17 protein-coding genes, 1 other RNA gene and 1 pseudogene are annotated in these 17510 nt (G+C 75.3%); 7 read left to right on the forward strand and 12 right to left on the reverse strand.

Going from position 1 to position 17510, the window contains the following annotated elements:
* Window positions 1-471: 471 nt before the first annotated feature.
* The 3 genes and pseudogenes from ABD353_RS40625 to ABD353_RS34640 all read right to left on the reverse strand — a co-directional run bounded on the left by ABD353_RS40625 (window position 472) and on the right by ABD353_RS34640 (window position 2910).
* Entirely contained in the window at window positions 472-1218 is a 747-nt protein-coding gene (locus tag ABD353_RS40625; protein WP_425555311.1) for a site-specific integrase, read from the reverse strand.
* Window positions 1219-1248: 30 nt separating this feature from the next.
* Window positions 1249-2481 (reverse strand): annotated as a pseudogene (locus ABD353_RS40630) (RNA polymerase sigma factor); the annotation flags it as partial.
* A gap of 105 nt (window positions 2482-2586) precedes the next feature.
* Complete coding sequence (locus tag ABD353_RS34640) at window positions 2587-2910, reverse strand: YciI family protein (RefSeq protein ID WP_344627680.1); 324 nt, start codon at window positions 2908-2910, stop codon at window positions 2587-2589.
* Window positions 2911-3027: 117 nt separating this feature from the next.
* Between ABD353_RS34640 and ABD353_RS34645 the strand changes: the two genes are divergently transcribed.
* The 4 genes from ABD353_RS34645 to ABD353_RS34660 all read left to right on the forward strand — a co-directional run bounded on the left by ABD353_RS34645 (window position 3028) and on the right by ABD353_RS34660 (window position 5891).
* Complete coding sequence (locus ABD353_RS34645) at window positions 3028-3750, forward strand: DUF998 domain-containing protein (protein ID WP_344627681.1); 723 nt, start codon at window positions 3028-3030, stop codon at window positions 3748-3750.
* Between the two features lie 68 nt (window positions 3751-3818).
* Window positions 3819-4187 (forward strand): DUF1801 domain-containing protein, encoded by a 369-nt coding sequence (locus tag ABD353_RS34650; RefSeq protein WP_344627682.1) that lies wholly within the window; start codon window positions 3819-3821, stop codon window positions 4185-4187.
* Between the two features lie 195 nt (window positions 4188-4382).
* On the forward strand, window positions 4383-4781 hold the full coding sequence (locus tag ABD353_RS34655) for an ACT domain-containing protein (protein ID WP_344627683.1): 399 nt from the start codon (window positions 4383-4385) through the stop codon (window positions 4779-4781).
* Window positions 4782-4868: 87 nt separating this feature from the next.
* On the forward strand, window positions 4869-5891 hold the full coding sequence (locus ABD353_RS34660) for a serine hydrolase domain-containing protein (protein ID WP_344627684.1): 1023 nt from the start codon (window positions 4869-4871) through the stop codon (window positions 5889-5891).
* Window positions 5892-6004: 113 nt separating this feature from the next.
* Here ABD353_RS34660 and ABD353_RS34665 read toward each other — a convergent pair whose 3' ends face one another.
* Entirely contained in the window at window positions 6005-6874 is an 870-nt protein-coding gene (locus tag ABD353_RS34665) for an esterase/lipase family protein (protein WP_344627699.1), read from the reverse strand.
* Window positions 6875-7061: 187 nt separating this feature from the next.
* Here ABD353_RS34665 and ABD353_RS34670 point away from each other — a divergent pair, with 187 nt between their 5' ends.
* Both ABD353_RS34670 and ABD353_RS34675 read left to right on the forward strand, forming a co-directional pair.
* A complete protein-coding gene (locus ABD353_RS34670) occupies window positions 7062-8327 on the forward strand; it encodes a PucR family transcriptional regulator (protein ID WP_344627685.1) in 1266 nt (421 codons plus the stop codon).
* Between the two features lie 93 nt (window positions 8328-8420).
* The gene (locus tag ABD353_RS34675; RefSeq protein WP_344627686.1) at window positions 8421-8684 is read left to right on the forward strand and encodes a hypothetical protein; all 264 of its coding nucleotides are present in this window, start codon (window positions 8421-8423) and stop codon (window positions 8682-8684) included.
* Window positions 8685-8731: 47 nt separating this feature from the next.
* Here the strand turns inward: ABD353_RS34675 and ABD353_RS34680 are convergent, their stop codons facing one another.
* From ABD353_RS34680 to ABD353_RS34700, 5 genes are all read right to left on the reverse strand, one after another.
* Complete coding sequence (locus ABD353_RS34680; RefSeq protein ID WP_344627687.1) at window positions 8732-8974, reverse strand: helix-turn-helix domain-containing protein; 243 nt, start codon at window positions 8972-8974, stop codon at window positions 8732-8734.
* Window positions 8974-9465: a DUF2975 domain-containing protein gene (locus ABD353_RS34685; protein ID WP_344627688.1), complete on the reverse strand. Its 492-nt coding sequence runs from the start codon at window positions 9463-9465 to the stop codon at window positions 8974-8976. Before ABD353_RS34685 ends, ABD353_RS34680 begins: the two co-directional genes overlap by 1 nt.
* 168 nt (window positions 9466-9633) lie before the next feature.
* Window positions 9634-10037: RNase P RNA component class A (gene rnpB / locus ABD353_RS34690), an RNA gene on the reverse strand.
* Window positions 10038-10050: 13 nt separating this feature from the next.
* The gene (locus ABD353_RS34695; RefSeq protein ID WP_344627700.1) at window positions 10051-11481 is read right to left on the reverse strand and encodes a DHA2 family efflux MFS transporter permease subunit; all 1431 of its coding nucleotides are present in this window, start codon (window positions 11479-11481) and stop codon (window positions 10051-10053) included.
* 103 nt (window positions 11482-11584) lie between these two features.
* Window positions 11585-13033 carry an RNB domain-containing ribonuclease gene (locus ABD353_RS34700; protein ID WP_344627689.1) on the reverse strand — a complete coding sequence of 483 codons (1449 nt, stop codon included), beginning with the start codon at window positions 13031-13033 and terminating at the stop codon, window positions 11585-11587.
* 190 nt (window positions 13034-13223) lie between these two features.
* On the opposite strand from ABD353_RS34700, the gene yaaA reads away from it, so the two are divergent.
* The gene (gene yaaA / locus ABD353_RS34705; protein ID WP_344627690.1) at window positions 13224-14024 is read left to right on the forward strand and encodes a peroxide stress protein YaaA; all 801 of its coding nucleotides are present in this window, start codon (window positions 13224-13226) and stop codon (window positions 14022-14024) included.
* 145 nt (window positions 14025-14169) lie between these two features.
* Here yaaA and ABD353_RS34710 read toward each other — a convergent pair whose 3' ends face one another.
* The 3 genes from ABD353_RS34710 to ABD353_RS34720 are packed head-to-tail and all read right to left on the reverse strand — an operon-like array spanning window position 14170 to window position 16941.
* Window positions 14170-15333, reverse strand: a complete 1164-nt coding sequence (locus ABD353_RS34710; RefSeq protein ID WP_425555312.1) for a bifunctional RNase H/acid phosphatase — start codon at window positions 15331-15333, stop codon at window positions 14170-14172.
* Complete coding sequence (locus ABD353_RS34715; RefSeq protein WP_344627692.1) at window positions 15330-16073, reverse strand: zinc ribbon domain-containing protein; 744 nt, start codon at window positions 16071-16073, stop codon at window positions 15330-15332. Before ABD353_RS34715 ends, ABD353_RS34710 begins: the two co-directional genes overlap by 4 nt.
* Window positions 16074-16104: 31 nt before the next feature.
* On the reverse strand, window positions 16105-16941 hold the full coding sequence (locus ABD353_RS34720; RefSeq protein WP_344627693.1) for a Nif3-like dinuclear metal center hexameric protein: 837 nt from the start codon (window positions 16939-16941) through the stop codon (window positions 16105-16107).
* Window positions 16942-17510: the final 569 nt, after the last annotated feature.

The raw sequence follows: 17510 nt of genomic DNA on the forward strand, positions 1-17510 counted from the left end.
GCCCCCCCGCCCCCGGCCGCGGCCAGGTCCGCGGCCCCAGCCGCCGCCCCGCGGGCCACGGCCGCCGTGGCCGTGCCCGCCGTGGCCGGGGAAGTGCCCCGGCCCGCCGAAGCCGTGCCCGAACGGGCCGGCCCCCGGCATCCCGGGGCCGCCGGGCGGCACTCCGGGCGGGCCGAACGGCCCGAACGCGAACCGCCTCTCGAAGCCCTCGCCCGGCATTCCCTCGCCGGGCACCGACCCGCGGCGGCGTTCTCCTCGGTTTCGCCTTCCTTCGCGCATGATGCGCACCACCTTTCGTCCGTGATGCTTCCCCCGAAGCATCTCGATACCTCGACGATATATCGGTGACTGTCGCCCGTCAACGGTTTCCGATAGTCGTCAGACGGTCGCCGGGCAGGCGGGGGCGCGGGAGGGCAGCACGGAGGAACCGCGGACGCGGCGGAGCGGGAGCAGCCCTGACGGGGCGTCCGATCAGCGGCGCGGCTTGAGCATCCGCAGGGTCCAGCCCTCGCCGGCCGGGTCGAGCGGGCGGGTGGCCAGCTTGAAGAGGTGCTCGGCGCGCTCGTAGGAGAGCCGCGCGCGGCCGGTCTCCGGGCAGAGGTCGGCCGGGGCGGGCGTCCGGCCCGGCCCGGGGCGGCGGTCGGTGAGGAAGAGCGGGCCGCGGGTTCGTCCGGCCAGCAGCTCCGGCAGCAGCCGGGCCGTGCCCGACCGCCACACCACCCCGCGGTCACCGTGGTCACCGCAGGCGCCGCGGTCGTCGAGGTCGAGGTCCTGGACGTCCAGCGCCAGGACGGCCCGCACCGGGGCGGCCGACTCGTGCAGCAGCCGCCAGAGGGTGCGCTCGCGCAGCGAGGGGCCGGGCAGCGCCCAGAGCCGTTCGAGCTGCTCGGGGGCGATCGCACCGGTCCGGCCGGCCGGTTCGGGGCGCCGGTCGAGGCCGGCCGCGAGGTCGTCCAGCCCGGCCCAGGCGGCGAACGAGCGGACGGCGGCGCGGTGCCGGTTCCAGGTCCGCGGCGCGGCGCCGCCCCAGGCGGCGGCCAGGACCCCGGCGACCCGGTCGGCGTCGACCGAGCCGAGCGGCAGCTCGTCGCCGAGCCCGAGCCGCAGCCGCCGCAGGGTCTGCCCGTACGAGCGGACGGTCGCCGCGTCCAGGTCGTCCCGGTCGAGGAACGCGCGGACGGTGGCGCCGAGGAGGGCGGGCGACGGCCCCGCGGGCACCTGGGCCCCGGCCGTCGGCTCCCCGGTCGGCAGTGCGTCGGCGCGGCGGTCGAGGAAGGCGCGTTCCGCCGCGTTGCGGGTGAGAGCGGCGGCCCGCCGGAACTCCAGCCGGGCCTCCCCGGTGCGGCCGAGCCGCTCCAGCAGGTCGCCGCGGACGCTGGGCAGCAGGTGGTAGTCGCGCAGCGCCGGGTCGGCGGTCAACCCGTCGGCGAGGTCGAGGCCGGCCTGCGGCCCGTACGCCTTCCCGACCGCGACGGCCCGGTTCAGCCGGACGACCGGGGTCGGCAGCAGCCGTTCCAGCGCGGCATAGAGGGTCGCGATCTGCGCCCAGTCGGTGGCCTCCGCGGTGGGCGCCTGGGCGTGGCAGACCGCGATCGCGGCCTGCAGCACGTACGGGCCGGGCGGGCCGCCGCACTCCCGGGCGCGCAGCATCGCGGTGAAGCCGCGGCGGATCAGCAGCTGGTCCCAGCGGCCGCGGTTCTGCTCGTGCAACTGGACGGGCTCGCCGGACGGCCCGGTGCGCGCGGCCGCGCGGGACGCCTGGATCTCCATCAGGGCGACCAGGCCGTGCACTTCGGCCTCGTGCGGCACGGCGGCGGCGAGCAGCCTGCCCAGCCGGAGCGCCTCCAGGCAGAGCCCGGGCCGCATCAGGTCGTCCCCGCCGGTCGCCGAGTACCCCTCGTTGAAGACCAGGTAGACGACCTCCAGCACCGAGGAGAGCCGGTCGGCGAGCCGCTCGCCGGTCGGCAGCTCGAACGGCACCTGCTGCTCGGCCAAGGTGCGCTTGGCGGCGGCGATGCGCCTGGCCACCACCGGTTCGGGGACGAGGAAGGCCCGGGCGATCTCCGCGGCCGTCAGTCCGCCGAGCAGACGCAGCGTCAGCGCGACGCGGGCCTCCGTCGGCAGGACGGGGTGGCAGGAGACGAACATCAGGCGCAGCACGTCGTCCCGGTCGTCCTCGGGCTCGGCCTCGCCCGACTGCCGCAGCTCGTGGGCGAGTTGCCGCTGCCGCTGCTCCAGCCGCCCGTCGCGGCGGACGCGGTCGACGGCCCGGCGCTTGGCGATGGCGGTCAGCCAGGCGCCCGGGTTGTCGGGGACGCCGGACTGCGGCCACTGTTCGAGGGCGGCTACCAGGGCGTCCTGGGCCAGTTCCTCGGCGAGGCCGACGTCGCGCACGATTCTGACGAGCGCGGCGATGATCTTCGCCGACTCGAGTTTCCAGACCGCGTCGATCGTGCGGTGGACATCCGGCACGGCCACGATGACAGCACCCGCCCCGGCCCGTCCGCAAACCGGGACGGGGCCGGGGCAGGTGCCGAGCCGGGCAGGCCGAACGGGCAGGCGGGGCGGGGCGGGCAGGCGGGAGGGTCAGGGGCCGAACACCTGCTGGACGACGCTCTCGCCGTCGCCGACGATCCGACGGAAGCGGCGGGCGAGCTCGATCGCCTCCTCCTTCGAGCGGACCTCGACCAGCGCGAAGCCGGCCACGGCCTCCTTCGCCTCGGCGTAGGGGCCGTCGGTGACGGTGATCTCGTCCCCGGAGGAGACCAGGCGGACCCCGCCCGGCTCCAGGCCCCCGGTCGCCAGCAGCACGCCGGCCGCGGTCAGTTCCTCGATGAACGCGCCCATCTCCGCGAAGAGCTTCTCGTCGGGGGCGGCGTCGGTCGGCTTGGTGGTCATCAGGAAGCGCATGGTTCTCTCCTCGGTCCGACGGCGCCCTGTCACGCCGCGATCTTGTGCTGCCCTCACGTCGAACGAGGCGATGTGACAGGGAACGGTGTGCATTCCCTGTCACATCGACCGGACGACGTGAGGGCAGCACCGCCCGACACCACCGCCCCGGAGGACACCGTGACCACCGCCCCCGCCCCCGCCGCCGCCCGCACCGACCTCGCTCACGGCACGACCGCCACCGCACCGGGCACCCGTACCCTGCTGGTCTGCGGCGCGGTCGCCGGTCCGCTCTGGGCCGCCGTCGCCCTCGCCCAGGCCGCCACCCGGACGGGCTTCGACCTCACCCGCCACCCGCTGAGCGCACTGAGCAACGGCGACCTCGGCCCGCTGCAGATCACGAACTTCCTGGTCGCCGGCGTCCTGACCGTCCTCGGCGCCGCCGGCCTGCGCCGCACCCTCGCGGACACGCCCGGCGGCCGCTGGGCACCCCGGCTCGTCCGCACCTACGGCCTCGGCATGATCGCCGCCGGTGTCCTCGTCATGGACCCGGCCGACGGCTACCCGGTGGGCACGCCCGACGGGATGCCGCCCGGCCTGAGTTGGCACGCCGTCGGACACCTGCTGGCCGGCACGGTCTCCTTCACCGCCCTGATCGCCGCCTGCTACGTCCTCGGCCGCCACTTCGCCCGCACCGGCCGCCGCGGCCGCGCCCTCGCCTCCCGCTCCGCCGCCACCGCACTGCTGCTCGGCGACGGATGGGCCATGACCGGCGGCCCGGCCGGCTCGCTCACCCTCGCGATCGGCGCGATCACCGCGATGGTCTGGGTCTCCGCCGTCGCCGCCGACCGCCTCCGCTGACCGCCCCCAGCCTCCGATCCCGCCACCGCCCGACCGGCTCCGGCCACCGAACCCGAAGGACGACCACCATGCCCGCCACCACCACCGTCGCGCAGTACCTGGACTCCCTCCCCACCGCCCGGCGCGAGATCGCCGACCGGCTGCTGCCGCTCGTCGAGGCCGCCCTGCCCGGCCGCGGCGCCGTCTGGCACGGCCACCCCGTGTGGAGCCTCGGCGCCGCCCCCGGCAAGAACCCGGTCTGCTTCCTCAAGTCGTACGCCGGCCACCTGACCTTCGGCTTCTGGCGCGGCCAGGAGCTCGCCGACCCGTCCGGCCGGCTCGCCCCGGGCTCGCGCACGATGGCCTCGGTCAAGCTCCGGAGCGCCGCCGAGGTCGACACCGCGCTGTTCGCCGACTGGCTGGCCCGGGCCCGCGGCCTGGAGCAGCTGCCCGCCTGAACACCGGACGGACCCACCCGGTACGCCGGGCGGACGGACGGGTCGCACCCCCGGGGCGACTCCCGCCGCCCGGCGCAGCCGCGTCCCCGGCCGCCGGGGCGCCGTGACCCGCCGTCACCCGCACCGCCCCGGACGGCGACACACCGGCGGCCGACGGGACGCCGTGCGGGCCCGGCCACGCACTACGGTGGCGCCATGGCCGCCGAACGAGACCTGTCCGCCCTGCTCTCCGGGCTGCGACCCGCGCTGAACCCGGGGCGGTACGTGTACTGCACCCTGCCCGGCAGGGTGCCGCCCGGCCTGCGCCCGGTGGTCACCGTCGCCGAGGAGGAGGGCGCCACCGTCGTGGTGCCGCAGGAGGAGGCGGACTCGCTCGGGCTGGGCTACGAGTTCGTCGCCGGCTGGATCACCCTGCGGATCCACTCCGCGCTGGAGGCCGTCGGCCTCACCGCCGCGGTCGCCACCGCGCTCGCCGACCGCGGCATCAGCTGCAACGTCGCCGCCGGGTTCCACCACGACCACCTCTTCGTGCCGACCGCCGACGCCGAGCGGGCGGTCCGCGTCCTGGAGGAGCTGTCGGCCGGTCAGGGCTGAGGCGGCGGCGCCGGGGAGCGCAGGCCCGTCCGCGGGTAGGTACCACCCGTACGACCGGATCCGCTCCACCGGGAACGGAGGACGCACGTGACCACCACCCCCTGGACACCCGCGGCCGCGGCCGCCCTCGCCGACGCCCTCGACCACGCCGTCCTGGACCGCGGTGTCCCCGGCGGCGTCCTCGTCCTCGGCACCGCCGGCTCCACGGAGGCGGCGGGCCGTACCGTGGCCGCCCGCGGCACCGTCGCCCCCGAGTGCGGACCCGCCGGGCCCGACGACCGCACCCGCTACGACCTCGCCTCACTCACCAAGATCACCGCCACCTGGGCGCTCACCGGCCGGGCCCTGGCCGCCGGCCTGCTCGACCTGGACGAGCCGCTGCGCGCCCGGTTCCCCCGACTCCCCTCCCCCGGCGGCTGGCTGACGGTCAGGCAACTGCTCGCGCACAGCGCCGGCCTGCAGCCCGAGACCCGGCTGGACCGCTACCTGCACCTCGACCGCCCGCTCGCCGAACTCCTGTGCGCCGAACAACTGGTGGCCACCCCAGGCGCCGAACACCGCTACATCAACCGGGGTTACGTGCTGCTCGGCCTGCTGCTCGCCGACGCCCACGGCACCCCGCTGGACGCCCTCGGCGACCACTACTGGCACGGATTGGGCATGCGGGACACCGAGTTCGGCCCGGTGCGGCGCTCGCCCGCGGTGGCACCGACCGAACAGCGGCTGCGCGGCGCCCCGCGCACCTGGGGGATCCCGCACGACCCCAACGCCGCCCTGCTGAACGGGATCGCCGGCCACGCCGGGCTGTTCTCCACCGCCGCCGACCTCGCCGTCTTCGCCGAGCACCTGCTGACGGCCGACGACCCCTGGCTCGCCGCCAGCCTGCGGCCGCAGATCGCGGTCGAGGCCGGCCGCTCCCGCGGGCTCGGCTGGCTGGTCACCGACACCGGCGCCGCCTACCACCACGGCTACACCGGCACCAGCCTCTACCTCTGCCCCGCCCTCGGCCGCTACGCGGTGCTGCTCACCAACGCGGTGTACCACGGCTTCAGCGGCAGCCGGCTGACCCCGCTGCGCGACCGCATCCTCGCCGCGGTCACCACCCCCTGAACCGGCGCACCCCGACCCGACGCGCCCCGGGCCGGACGCGCGGGTGCCCGCACCGGCGCAGGGCCGGTGCGGGCACCGCGGGCGGGCCGGTGGGGCGGCCCGCCGCCGACGGCTCAGCCGCAGCCCACCCAGGTGGCGTGGGCCGGGTCGAGCGCGTTGGTCACGTGGTGCAGCGAGGTCGGGTCGAAGGCGATCAGGACGTGCTCCGAGAGGTCGATCAGGCAGCTGTCCTGGATGGTGATGTTGTCGACGTCCGGCCCGCTGAGGAACTGCGTCCGGTACGGGGTGACCACCTCGTCGAAGACGGTGGAGATCACCGTGTAGTGCACCCCGGGCACGGTGTCCGGCAGCGAGGAGAGCTTCCGGTTGAACGCCGAGCCGACCACCTGGTCCTTGCAGGCCGGGCAGGCGGTGTAGATCAGGTCGGCGACCCCGGGCAGGTAGGGGGCGAGGTTGGCGATGCCGGAGAGCGTGGTGCCGTGGTTGGACGGTGCGAGTGCCACCAGCTTGTCCACCTTGGACGCGCCGCCGAGGAACTTCAGGTAGTAGTTCGGGATCATGCCGCCCTGCGAGTGGCCGACGATGTCGACCTTCGCGGCACCGGTGTACGACCTCACCAGGTCGACGAAACGGCCGAGTTGGGCCGCGGACTCGGCGGCCGGGCCGAGCCCGCCGATCGGCAGCAGCACGCCGCTGCCGGAGGAGGTGACGCCGGGGACGGTGCCGTAGTCGAGGGCGAAGACGCAGTAGCCCTTGCTCTTCAGCAGCGGCGACAGCACCAGCCAGTTCTCGAAGCGGTTGGCGAAGGTGCCGTGGACCAGCACGACGGGGTTGGGGTGGGCCGCCGTGGGGCGGCAGTTCCAGTCGTTGGCACCGGGCGGGGAGGCGACGGTGTCGCCGTCCGGCGGGGCCGCCGCCGCGGGCGCCGTCTCGGCGGCGAGGGCGGCGGACCCTCCTCCGCCGAGCAGGGCGGCGGCCAGCAGGGCCGAGCCGAGGGCGCCGACGAGCCTGCGGCGGAAGGTTCTTGCGGAGAAGCGGAGAAGTGGGGTTCTCAACTGTTGCCTCCACACCAGAAGTTTGTTACCAACAGGTAACCGGGAGTGCCTCCATGATGGGGCCGCCGCACCGGACCGGCCCTCGGGCGTTCCCCAGACCTGGACGGTGATTTCTGTGAGCAGTCACAACGCCCCGGCGCAGGTCACGGGGTGGCACGTCCCGACGATCGGCGGCGTCCCCGCGGACCAGCGGCTGCTGGCCGCCCTGCCGGAACTCGTCCGGGCGGTCCTCGCGGCGCTGCTCGACGCCCTGCCCACCTACCGGCGGCTGCCCCGCGAACAGGTCGACGGCGAACTCGCCCGCACCACCGAGCGCCGCGTCCGCGCCCTCGCCCGGGCCGTCCGCACCGGAGAACCCGCCCCGGACGAGGAGTTCACCACCGTCCGGCAGACCGCAGCCCGCCGCGCCGAGGAAGGGCTGCCGCTGGACGCCGTCCTGCTCGCCCACCACATCGGCCTGGAGGTCTGCTGGGACTGGATGACCCGGCAGGCCGGGGAGGGCGACACCCCCGGCCTGCTCACGCTCCACCGGCTGCTGCTCGACCACCTCCGCCAGGTCACCGCCGCGGCCGGCGCCGGCTACTTCGAGGAACGCCGCACCATGGTCGACGAACGGCACGCCGCCCGGAACGCACTGCTCGGCGCCCTGCTCGACGGCACCCCCGCCGACGAGGCCGCCGCCCGGGCCGGCCTACGGCTGGCCCCCGGCTACGCCGTCCTCGTCCTCTCCGTCGACGACCACCCCGACGAACACGCCGAGGACGTCGACCGGACGGTCGCCGGCCGCCGCAAACTCCGCCGCCTGCGCGCCGAACTCGACCACCGCACCCGGCACTCGGCCCTCTCGGTGCTCGCCGCCGACGGCGGCCTGGTGCTCGTCCCGCTCGACACCCGGCCGACCGACCTGCCCACCGCCGAGTGGCACCGCCTCGCGGACACCGTCGCCGCGACCGCCCGGGCCGCAGGCGCCCCGGTGCTCGCCGCGGGGGCCGCCGCCGAACCCTCGGGCGTCGCGACCGCCGCCGCCCTCGCCTACGAAGTCCTCGACGTGGCCCGCACCTTCGGCCGGCCGCCCGGCCTCTACCGGCTCGACGACCTGCTCCTGGAGTACCAGCTCAGCCGGCCCGGCCACGCCAGACCCCGGCTCGCCGCCCTGATCGGACCCCTCCACGGGGCGGGCGAGTTGCTCACCACCCTGCGCACCCACCTGGCCGGCGGCCTCAACCGCCGGCACACCGCGAACGCGCTCCACCTCCACCCCAATACCGTCGACTACCGGCTGCGCCGCATCGCCGCCCTCACCGGCCTCGACCCGGCCCGCCCCGCCGACCTCCTGCGCCTCACCGCCGCCGTCGCCGCCCACGACGCCGAACGCGCGTGACCGCCGGGTCGGCGGTCACGACTCCGTCACCGCCTTGCTCCACCAGCAGTGGCGCTGGCAGGGTGCTGACACAGCACCAGCACAGGGGGACACATGGGCTTCATCAACCAGGCCAAGGGGAACAACGCGGGCAAGGAGGCGGCCGACGCCTACAACCGCGGCGACTCCGTCTTCGTCTGGAAGGCCATCGAGGCCAACAAGAACAGTCTCACCACCGGGCCCATGGTCGGCATGGCCGAGCAGATCCAGGCCGTCGAGGCCTCCGGCTGGACCCTCGCCAACTTCGCCGTCGGCGAGGGCAAGTCACTCGGCGGGGAACGCATCGCCCTCGTCATGCTCTTCCGCCGCAGGGCCTGAGCCGAGCGGTGGGAGGCGGGGTCACGGCCGCGCCTCCCACCGCAGCCTCACACGTGCTCCGGGTCCGCGTCGGCCGGTACGAGGTCCTCGGACTCCCAGCGGAGCAGGTCGCCCGGCTGGCAGGCGAGGACCTCGCAGAGTGCGGCGAGCGTGGCGAAGCGGACGGCCTTGGCACGGCCGTTCTTGAGGACGGCGAGGTTGGCGGGGGTGATCCCGACGCGGTCCGCGAGCTCGCCCACGGACATCTTCCGCCTGGCCAGCATCACGTCGATGTCGACGACGATGGGCATCAGATCACCTCGTCCAACTCGGCCTTCAGCTGCGTCGCCTCGACGTCGCGCGCGACGGCCTGGGCGAGCAGCATCCGCAGCACGAGCACGATGAGCGCGACCCCCAGGATCGCCACGCCGATCCCGGCCATGATGACGGTGACGCCCGGGTCCTCCCGCTGGCCCGGGGCGTTGATCGCGGTGACCGCGAACCAGACGAGGGCGGCCGCCACGATCGCGCCGATCACGCCGTCCACGTAGCGGAAGGCGGCGTGCGAGAACACCGTCCCGCGCCGCACCATCGCCACCAGCCGCCAGACGCAGACCAGGGCGACCTGGGCCGTCACCAGGCCCAGGATCGTGACCACGCGGAACGCGGTCAGCGGCAGCGTCCCGTCCTCCGGGTCGTTCCCGCTGACCAACACCCACACCATCAGGACCTGCACCAGCACGGTGCCGGCGAACACCACCGCGAGCACGGCGCGCAGCGCCCCCACTGTCAGCTTTCCCACGACCTCATCCTCCCATCGAATTGCGATGGGAATCTATCGAATCTCGATAGGCGCGGCAAGAGCGGGGGCGGCTCCGCAGGTCGTTCGCCGAGTCGTCGCCGCCCTCCGGACGCGAAAAGGCCCCCGGTCCGCGCGATGCGGATCGGGGGCCTTCCGTCGGCCTGGTGACGGACGAGTCGGCCTGTACGCCGGGTTCTGTCTCCCGGGTTGCTTGCGCGGCCCGGGGAGGCGGCCATCCATCTAGGGCTGCCGTTGCCGACAGCCTCGTGCGGTCCACCCGCGGACTCGGGCGAGCAGCCCTCGAACATCCGCGCACGGCACCCCGAGGGGCACCGATCTTGACCTTGCTCCAGGTGGGGTTTACCGAGCCGGCCGAGTCACCTCGGTCGCTGGTGGTCTCTTACACCACCGTTTCACCCTTACCCGCCGCCGAAGCGGTGGGCGGTCTGCTTTCTGTGGCACTGTCCCGCGGGTCACCCCGGGTGGGCGTTACCCACCACCCTGCTCTGTGGAGCCCGGACGTTCCTCGGCGGGCCCCGTGAAGGACCCGTCGCGACCGCCCGGCCGGCTCGTCCGCCGTAGTGGTCATCGTAGCCGCTCGGGGGCCCCGCCCGGCACACCGGCCCGGGCCGGGTCCAGCCGGGCGGCGACCCGTGCGGCACTCGCCGCGGCCCGCGGTGTGGTGGTGGCCAGACCCAGCCCGATCACGGCGAGGCCGAGCGCGGTGACGATCCACCAGCCGGCGTGGCTGGCCTCCGCGAATCCGGCGGCGGCCGGTCCGACCAGCGCCGAGGTGACCACGGTGCCGATCACCGCGACGCCGAGCGACTGGCCGACCGAGCGGCTGGTGGAGGCGACCGCGGCGGCCACCCCCGCCTGGGCGAGCGGCATGCCGGAGACCGCCGAGTTGGTGATCGGCGCGTTCACCAGCCCGAACCCGAGCCCGAACAGCGCGTAGGCGCCGAGGACCAGCGCGGGCGGCGAGTCCGCGGCCACCCGGGTCAGCAGCAGCCCGCTGGCGGCCAGCGCGGCGCCCGCGCAGACCAGCGGCATCCGCGGCCCGGAACGCCCGACGATCCGTCCGGACACCGGTGCGAAGACCAGCATCATCACGGCCATCGGCAGGGTGAACAGCCCGGCCTGCACCGGGTCGTACCCGCGGACCTCCTGCAGGTACAGCGCGTTGAGGAAGAGGAAGCCGCCGAGCGAGGCGAAGGCGCAGACCGCGGTGACGGTGGCGCCGCTGAACGGGATGCTGGCGAAGAACCGCGGGTCGATCAGCGGCTCGCGCACCCGCGACTCCCAGATCGGCAGCAGGACGAGCGCGGCCAACGCGACCCCGGCCAGCGAGAGGATCAGCGGGGAGGTCCAGCCGTGGCCGGGGCCCTCGATGATCGCGGCGGTGCCGCAGCCGAGCATCAGCAGCATCAGCAGCTGCCCGACCGGGTCGAGCCGGCGCGGCCGTGGCGAGCGGGACTCGGGCACGTACCGGAGGGTCAGCACGAAGGCGGCGAGGCCGATCGGCACGTTGACCAGGAAGATCGCCGGCCAGCCGGCGCTGTCCACCAGGAAGCCGCCGATCAGCGGGCCGAGCGCCATGGAGATGCCGACCACACCGCCCCAGACGCCGATCGCCTGGGCCCGCTCCCGTGGGCTGGTGAAGGTGTTGGTGATGATCGACATCGCCACCGGGTTGAGCATCGAACCGCCGACCGCCTGCAGGCTGCGGAAGGCGATCAGCCAGCCGAGGCCCGGCGCGAGGCTGCACAGCAGCGATCCGAGGACGAAGACCAGCAGGCCGATCAGGAAGATCCGCCGCCGGCCGACCCGGTCGGCCACCGAACCGGAGAGCATCAGCAGCGCGGCGAGCACCAGCGTGTAGGCGTCGATCACCCACTGCAGTCCGGAGGCGGGCGCGCCGAGGTCGTGCTGGACGGCCGGCAGCGCGACGTTCACCACGGTGGTGTCGAGGCTGACGATGAACAGGCTGAGACAGCAGACCGCCAGGACGAGCAGGCGGCGGCGCCGGTCCCCCGCGGGGGCGGGCGGACGGGCGGCGGGGTCGTCCCGGCCGGGGCCGGGCGCGGGCGGGACGGGGCGGCTCAGGGACACGGGCGGCTCACACGGGTGCGAAGCGGACGGTTCGGGTGGCGGGATCGGCACTGGTGAGGCGGACGCGGATGCGTTCGCCGAGCGGCAGCCCGGGCCCCTCGCCGTCGCACTTGGCGACGACGGCGGGATCGGCGAGCTGGACGGTTCCCCGGGCGGGCCGGCGCTCGTCGACGTCGATCACCACGGCGTCGAAGTCCTCGCCCTCGCGGCCGCGCAGCACCTCGGCCTCGATCAGGTCGACGCAGGCCCGCTCGACCTCGTGGGCCCGCCGGTCGCCGCGCCCCATCTCCCCCGGTACGTCGAGCAGGTCGTCGCGGACCCAGCCCGGCACGTCGGTGCCGCCGGCCACCGCCACGCAGATCTCCTGCGCGTACCGGTCGGCGAGGCGGCGCAGCGGCGCCGTGCAGTGCGCGTACGGCGCGGCGAGCGCCGCGTGGCCCGGGTCGGCGGGCGGCGGCACGCCCCGGGCGGCGTCGAAGGCGTGGTAGCCGGCGCCGCGCAGCAGGCCGGTGCACTCCTCCAGGAAGGCGGCGTTGCGGGTGTCCGCGGGATCGAGCGAGCGGATCAGCTCGGGGTAGGGGGTGGACTCCGGCCAGTCCACGCCGAGTGCCCGGGCGACCCGCCGCAGCCGGGCGTAGGCGGCCTCGGGGGCGGCGGGCAGGGTGCGGAGCAGTCCGGTGCCGGCGTCCAGCATGAGGTCGGCGGCGGCCATGCCGGTGAGCAGCGAGATCTGCGCGTTCCAGGCGTCGGCCGGGCGCGGCGTGCGGTAGGCGAGCCGGTAGCCGCCGTCGGCCGGTTCGACCTCCTGCTCGGGGACGGGCAGGCTGATCCCGCCGCGGGCGGCCTCCTGCTGTTCGCGCAGCCGTCCGATCTCGGCGAGCAGCCGGAGCTGCCCGTCGGCCGTGCCCGCGCCGAGCGCCTCCTGGACGCCGGCGTAGTCGAGCCTGCGGCGGGAGCGGACCTGGGCGCGGCGGACGTCGGCGAGAACCACGGCGCCGTCCGCGTCCAGGTCGATCTGCCAGAGCACTGCGGGGCGCAGCCGGCCCGGCAGCAGGCTGGCCGCGTCCTCGGAGATCCGGGGCGGGTGCAGCGGCACCCGGGCGTCCGGGAAGTAGAGGGTCTGCACCCGGCGGCGGGCCTCCGTGTCCACCGCCCCGCCGGGGACGACGAACGCGGCGACGTCGGCGATCGCGTAGTGCACGCGGTAGCCGCCGTCGCGGCGGGCCAGGTGCATGGCCTGGTCGAGGTCGAGGGAGTCCGGCGGGTCGAGGGTGAAGAGTTCCAGGTCGGTCGCGTCCGCGTCCGGCAGCCGGGGCACGGCCGCCGCACGGTCCGCCTCGGCGAGCACCTCGGCGGGCCAGTCGGTGCGGATCTCCAGCCGGCTGCGCAGCTCGGCGAGCTCGGTGTTGATCCGGGCGGTGTCGGCGGTGCGGACACTCAGTTGTCGACGTGGCATGACCGCAGCGTAAGCGGGCCGGCACCGGCGGGCCCGTCGGGCGCGTCCCGTCCGGTGGTCAGAGGCGGTGCGGCCGCGCGGCGGGGAGTTGACGGGCCGCGGGGACGAAGGCCGGACGGCTTCGGAGCGGGCGACCGGTCGCCAGTACAGTGGCGGGGACGTCTGCCACAAAGTGTTGAGGAGTGCCGCCGTGCTGGTCCTGTTGCCGCCCTCGGAGGGGAAGGCCGCGTCGGCGCAGGGCGCTCCGGTCGACCTGGAGGCGCTGTCGCTGCCCGGACTGACCGCGGCCCGGCGGGCCGTCCTCGACGCGCTCGTCGGACTCTGCCGCGGCGACGAGGACACCGCCGCCGAGGTCCTCGGGCTCTCCCCCGGGCTGCGGGGCGAGATCGCCCGCAACGCCGACCTGCCCACCGCCGGGGCACTGCCGGCCGGCGAGGTGTACACCGGCGTGCTCTTCGACAACCTCGGGCTCGCCAAACTCGACCAGGAGGCCTACGAGCGGGCCGAACGCACGCTGCTCGTCTTCTCCGGACTCTGGGGCGCCGTGCGGATCGGCGACCGGATCCCGCCGTACCGCTGCTCGATGGGGGTGAAGCTGCCGCCGCTCGGCGCACTCGGCGCCCACTGGCGGGCCGCCACCGCGGAGGTCCTGCCGGAGGCGGCGGGTGAGGGGCTGGTGCTCGACCTGCGGAGTTCCGCGTACGCGGCGGCCTGGAAGCCGGCCGGGGAGGTCGCGGGGCGGACGGCGACCGTGCGGGTGCTGCACGAGCGCGAGGTCGACGGCGAACTCAAGCGGTCCGTGGTCAGCCACTTCAACAAGGCCACCAAGGGGCGCCTCGTCCGGGACCTGCTGAACGCGGCGGCCGACCCGGCCACCCCCGGCGAACTCGTCGACGCCCTCACCGCGCTGGGCCACCGCGTCGAGGTCTCCGCCCGCGGCACCGCCCGCCGCCCCTGGCAGCTCGACGTCGTCGTCACCGAGATCCATTAGGTACCGGCGGGAGCGCACACCGAGGGGCGCGGGGAACTGCGCAATTGGGGTAGGGCCGAAGCCGCGAAGTACGCCGGCCCCGGACTGCGCAGTTCCGCCCCCAGCCTTCGGCCGGGAGGTGCCCCCCAGCGCCCCTGGTGTTGCCCTAGCGGAGGTGGCTGGTGTCGTTGAGGAGGCGCAGGGAGGCGTTGCCGTCGGCGTAGTACTGGACGGCGCAGAGGGAGGCCGCGGAGAGCTCCATGCGGTAGACCGCGTCGGGCGGGGCACCGAGGGCGAGGCGGACGAGGGTCTTGATGGGGCTCACGTGGGAGACGACGAGGACCGTCCGGCCGGGGTGGCGGGCGATGATCTTGTCGCGGGCGACGCCCGTCCGGTGGGCGAGGGAGGCGAAGCTCTCGCTGCTGCCGGTGGGCTTGGCCTTGCTGGAGGCGAGCCAGGCGTTCAGGTCGTCGGGGTACTGCTGCTGGACCTCGGCGAAGGTGAGGCCCTCCCAGGCGCCGAAGTCGAGCTCCCGCAGGCCGTCCTCGATCCGGACCTCCAGGCCGAGCCGCCGGGCGACGGCCTCCGCCGTCCCGCGGGTGCGCCGCATCGGGGAGCTGACGACCGCCTGGACGGTGCCGCGGGCGGCGAGCGCCTCGGCGACCCGTTCGGCCTGCCAGCGGCCCTTCTCGGAGAGTTCGGGGTCGGTGCCGCCGCTGCCGGAGAAGCGCTTCTGCGGGGTGAGGGCGGTCTCGCCGTGCCGGAGCAGGACGAAGGTGGTGGGCGTGCCGAGGTCGGCGGGGGCGGCCCAGCCGGCCCGGGGTGCCGCGGGTTCGGGCAGCGGCTCCTCGACCTCGGCGGCCTGGACGGCGGGGGCCGCGGCGGACCGGGGCTCCCACTGGCGGCCGGCCCGGCCGGCGTCCATGGCCTCGTTGGCGAGCCGGTCGGCGTCCTTGTTCCGCTCGCGCGGGATCCAGGTGTAGGCGACGCGGCCGCGCGGGAAGACGGTGCGGGCCTCGGCGGCCAGCGGCTGCATGTCGGGGTGCTTGATCTTCCAGCGGCCGGACATCTGCTCGACGACGAGCTTGGAGTCCATCCGGACGTCGACGGAGGCGTCCGGGTCGAGGCCGTGGGCGGCCCGCAGGCCGGCGATCAGTCCGCGGTACTCGGCCACGTTGTTGGTGGCGTGGCCGATGAACTCCGCGGCCTCGGCGATGATCGCGCCGGTGTCGGCGTCGCGGACGACGGCGCCGTAGCCGGCCGGCCCCGGGTTGCCCCGGGAGCCGCCGTCGGCCTCGACGATGAACCTGCGGGGGGACACGCCGCTCAGACGCCCGACTCGGCGGTGCGCACCAGGATGCGGCCGCAGTTCTCGCAGCGGACGACCGCGTCGGCCGGCTCGGCCTTGATGGCGTTGAGGTCGGTGATCGCGAACTCGACCCGGCAGCCCTCGCAGCGGCGCTGCTGGAGGCGGGCCGCGCCGACGCCGCCCTGCTGCTCGCGCAGGCGGGTGTAGAGCTTGAGCAGGTCGGCGGGGATCACCTTGGCGACGGTCTCGCGGTCGCGGGCGGTCTTCTCGACCTCGGCGTCGATCTCGCCCCAGGCGGCGTCGCGGCGCTCCTCGCCCTCCTTGAGGACGACCTCGGAGTGCTGCAGACGGGCCGTCAGCTCGGTGACCCGGCTCTCGGCGGACTCCAGGCGCTCCATGACCTCCAGGACGACGTCCTCCAGGTCGGCCTGGCGCTTGGCGAGCGAGCCGATCTCGTGCTGGAGGTTCTCCAGGTCCTTGGGGGAGGTGACGGTGCCGGAGTCCATCCGCTGCTGGTTGCGGGCGGCGCGGGCGCGGACCTGCTCGACGTCCTGCTCGGCCTTGGTCTGCTCGCGGGTGGTGTCGGAGAGCTGGGCCTGGGCGGCGACGACCAGGTCCTTGAGGGCGGTGTGGTCGGCGGCGGCCTTCTCGATCTCGGCGAGCTCGGGCAGGGTGCGGCGCCGGTGGGCCAGCTGGTCCAGGCGGGAGTCGATGGCCTGCAGGTCGAGCAGGCGGATCTGGTCGGCGGGCGCGGCGTTCAAGCGGGAAGCTCCTGTGTGAATCGATCAGGTGTCAGGCGGTGTACGGCATGGGGGCGTGCCCCGTCCACGGGTCGGTGACCAGGTGGGAGACCTTGGTCTCCAGCTGCCAGCCGTGCTTGCCGGCCGCTTCGGTCAGGGACCGGGCGGCGAGGTTCAGCCAGGGCCACTCGGTGGCCCAGTGGGCGGCGTCGACGAGGGCGGTCGGGGCGGCCTCGGACGCCTCGGACGCGGGGTGGTGGCGCAGGTCGGCGGTGACGTAGGCGTCGACGTCCGCGGCGCGGACCTCGGCGAAGAAGGAGTCGCCGGAGCCGCCGCAGACGGCGACCCGGCTGATCGTCCGCTCCGGGTCGCCGGAGACGCGGACGCCGGTGGCGGTGGCGGGCAGCCCGGCGGCGACCTGTGCGGCGAACGCGGCGAGGGTCATCGGCTCGGGCAGCACGCCGATCCGGCCGCCGCCGCGGCGGCCGGCCGGGGCGGTCGGGTCGGGGACGAGCGGGCCGGTGACGCGCAGGCCGACCGCCTCGGCGAGGGCGTCGGAGACGCCGGGGTCGGCGTGGTCGGCGTTGGTGTGCGCGACGTGCAGCGCGATGCCCTGCCGGATCAGGGTGTGCACGACCCGGCCCTTGAAGGTGGTGGCGGCGACGCTGGTGGTGCCGCGCAGGTAGAGGGGGTGGTGGGTGACGACCAGGTCGGCGCCCCACGCGGCGGCCTCGTCGACCACCGCCTGCACCGGGTCGACGGCGAAGAGCACCCGGCGGACCTCGGCCTCCGGGTCGCCGCAGACCAGCCCGACGGCGTCCCAGGACTCCGCCCACTGCGGCGGGTACAGCTCTTCGAGCGCGGTGATCACGTCGGACAGATTCGGCACCTGTCGAGACTACCGCGCCCGGCGGGCGGCCCGCCCCGCCCCCCCCGCCCCCCCCGCGGCCGCGGGGCATGCCCGCCTCGGTGGCCAGCCCCCCCCCCCCCCCCCCCCCCCCCCCCCCCCCCCCCGGCGGCGCACGTCGTCCGGGGCGCGCTCCGGAGCGCCGGGCCCGATCCGGTCGCACTCCGGAGCCCGCGCACGACCGGAATCGGATCTGGATCACCCTTATGAGTGAAGTGACCCGGGCTGCGTTGAGTCACACCGACCACGAAAGTAACTTCAGTTCCGCGAACGAGAGTTGCCCTGACCTGGGGGGTCGGGAAGGGCGCCGGACTCCGGCCCGGGCCGGGCGAGTGGCCCGCGGGCGGTCCGGCGACCGGGCCGCTCTCGTCACTTCCAGGACGACCGGGCCGCGGTGCAGGAGCAGTGGGCACCCGCGGCGTCGACACGAAGGGGTGTGAAGCGATGGGGGCGGGCACACCGCTGCGTTCGGCCTCGGTGGCGGGGTCGGTCGGTGACGGGCCGGATGCGGACGGCACGGCACTGGAGGTCGTGCGGACGGCCGAGGCCGG

The sequence above is a fragment of the Kitasatospora arboriphila genome (assembly GCF_039528095.1).
Taxonomy (GTDB): domain Bacteria; phylum Actinomycetota; class Actinomycetes; order Streptomycetales; family Streptomycetaceae; genus Kitasatospora; species Kitasatospora arboriphila.

Coding starts and splice junctions, on each gene's coding strand:
- ABD353_RS34700 (WP_344627689.1), bottom strand. CDS start 13,033: ATGCCACGTCGACAACTGAGTGTCCGCACCGCCGACACCGCCCGGATC.
- ABD353_RS34675 (WP_344627686.1), top strand. CDS start 8,421: ATGGGCTTCATCAACCAGGCCAAGGGGAACAACGCGGGCAAGGAGGCG.
- ABD353_RS34640 (WP_344627680.1), bottom strand. CDS start 2,910: ATGCGCTTCCTGATGACCACCAAGCCGACCGACGCCGCCCCCGACGAG.
- ABD353_RS34655 (WP_344627683.1), top strand. CDS start 4,383: ATGGCCGCCGAACGAGACCTGTCCGCCCTGCTCTCCGGGCTGCGACCC.
- ABD353_RS34650 (WP_344627682.1), top strand. CDS start 3,819: ATGCCCGCCACCACCACCGTCGCGCAGTACCTGGACTCCCTCCCCACC.
- ABD353_RS34680 (WP_344627687.1), bottom strand. CDS start 8,974: ATGCCCATCGTCGTCGACATCGACGTGATGCTGGCCAGGCGGAAGATG.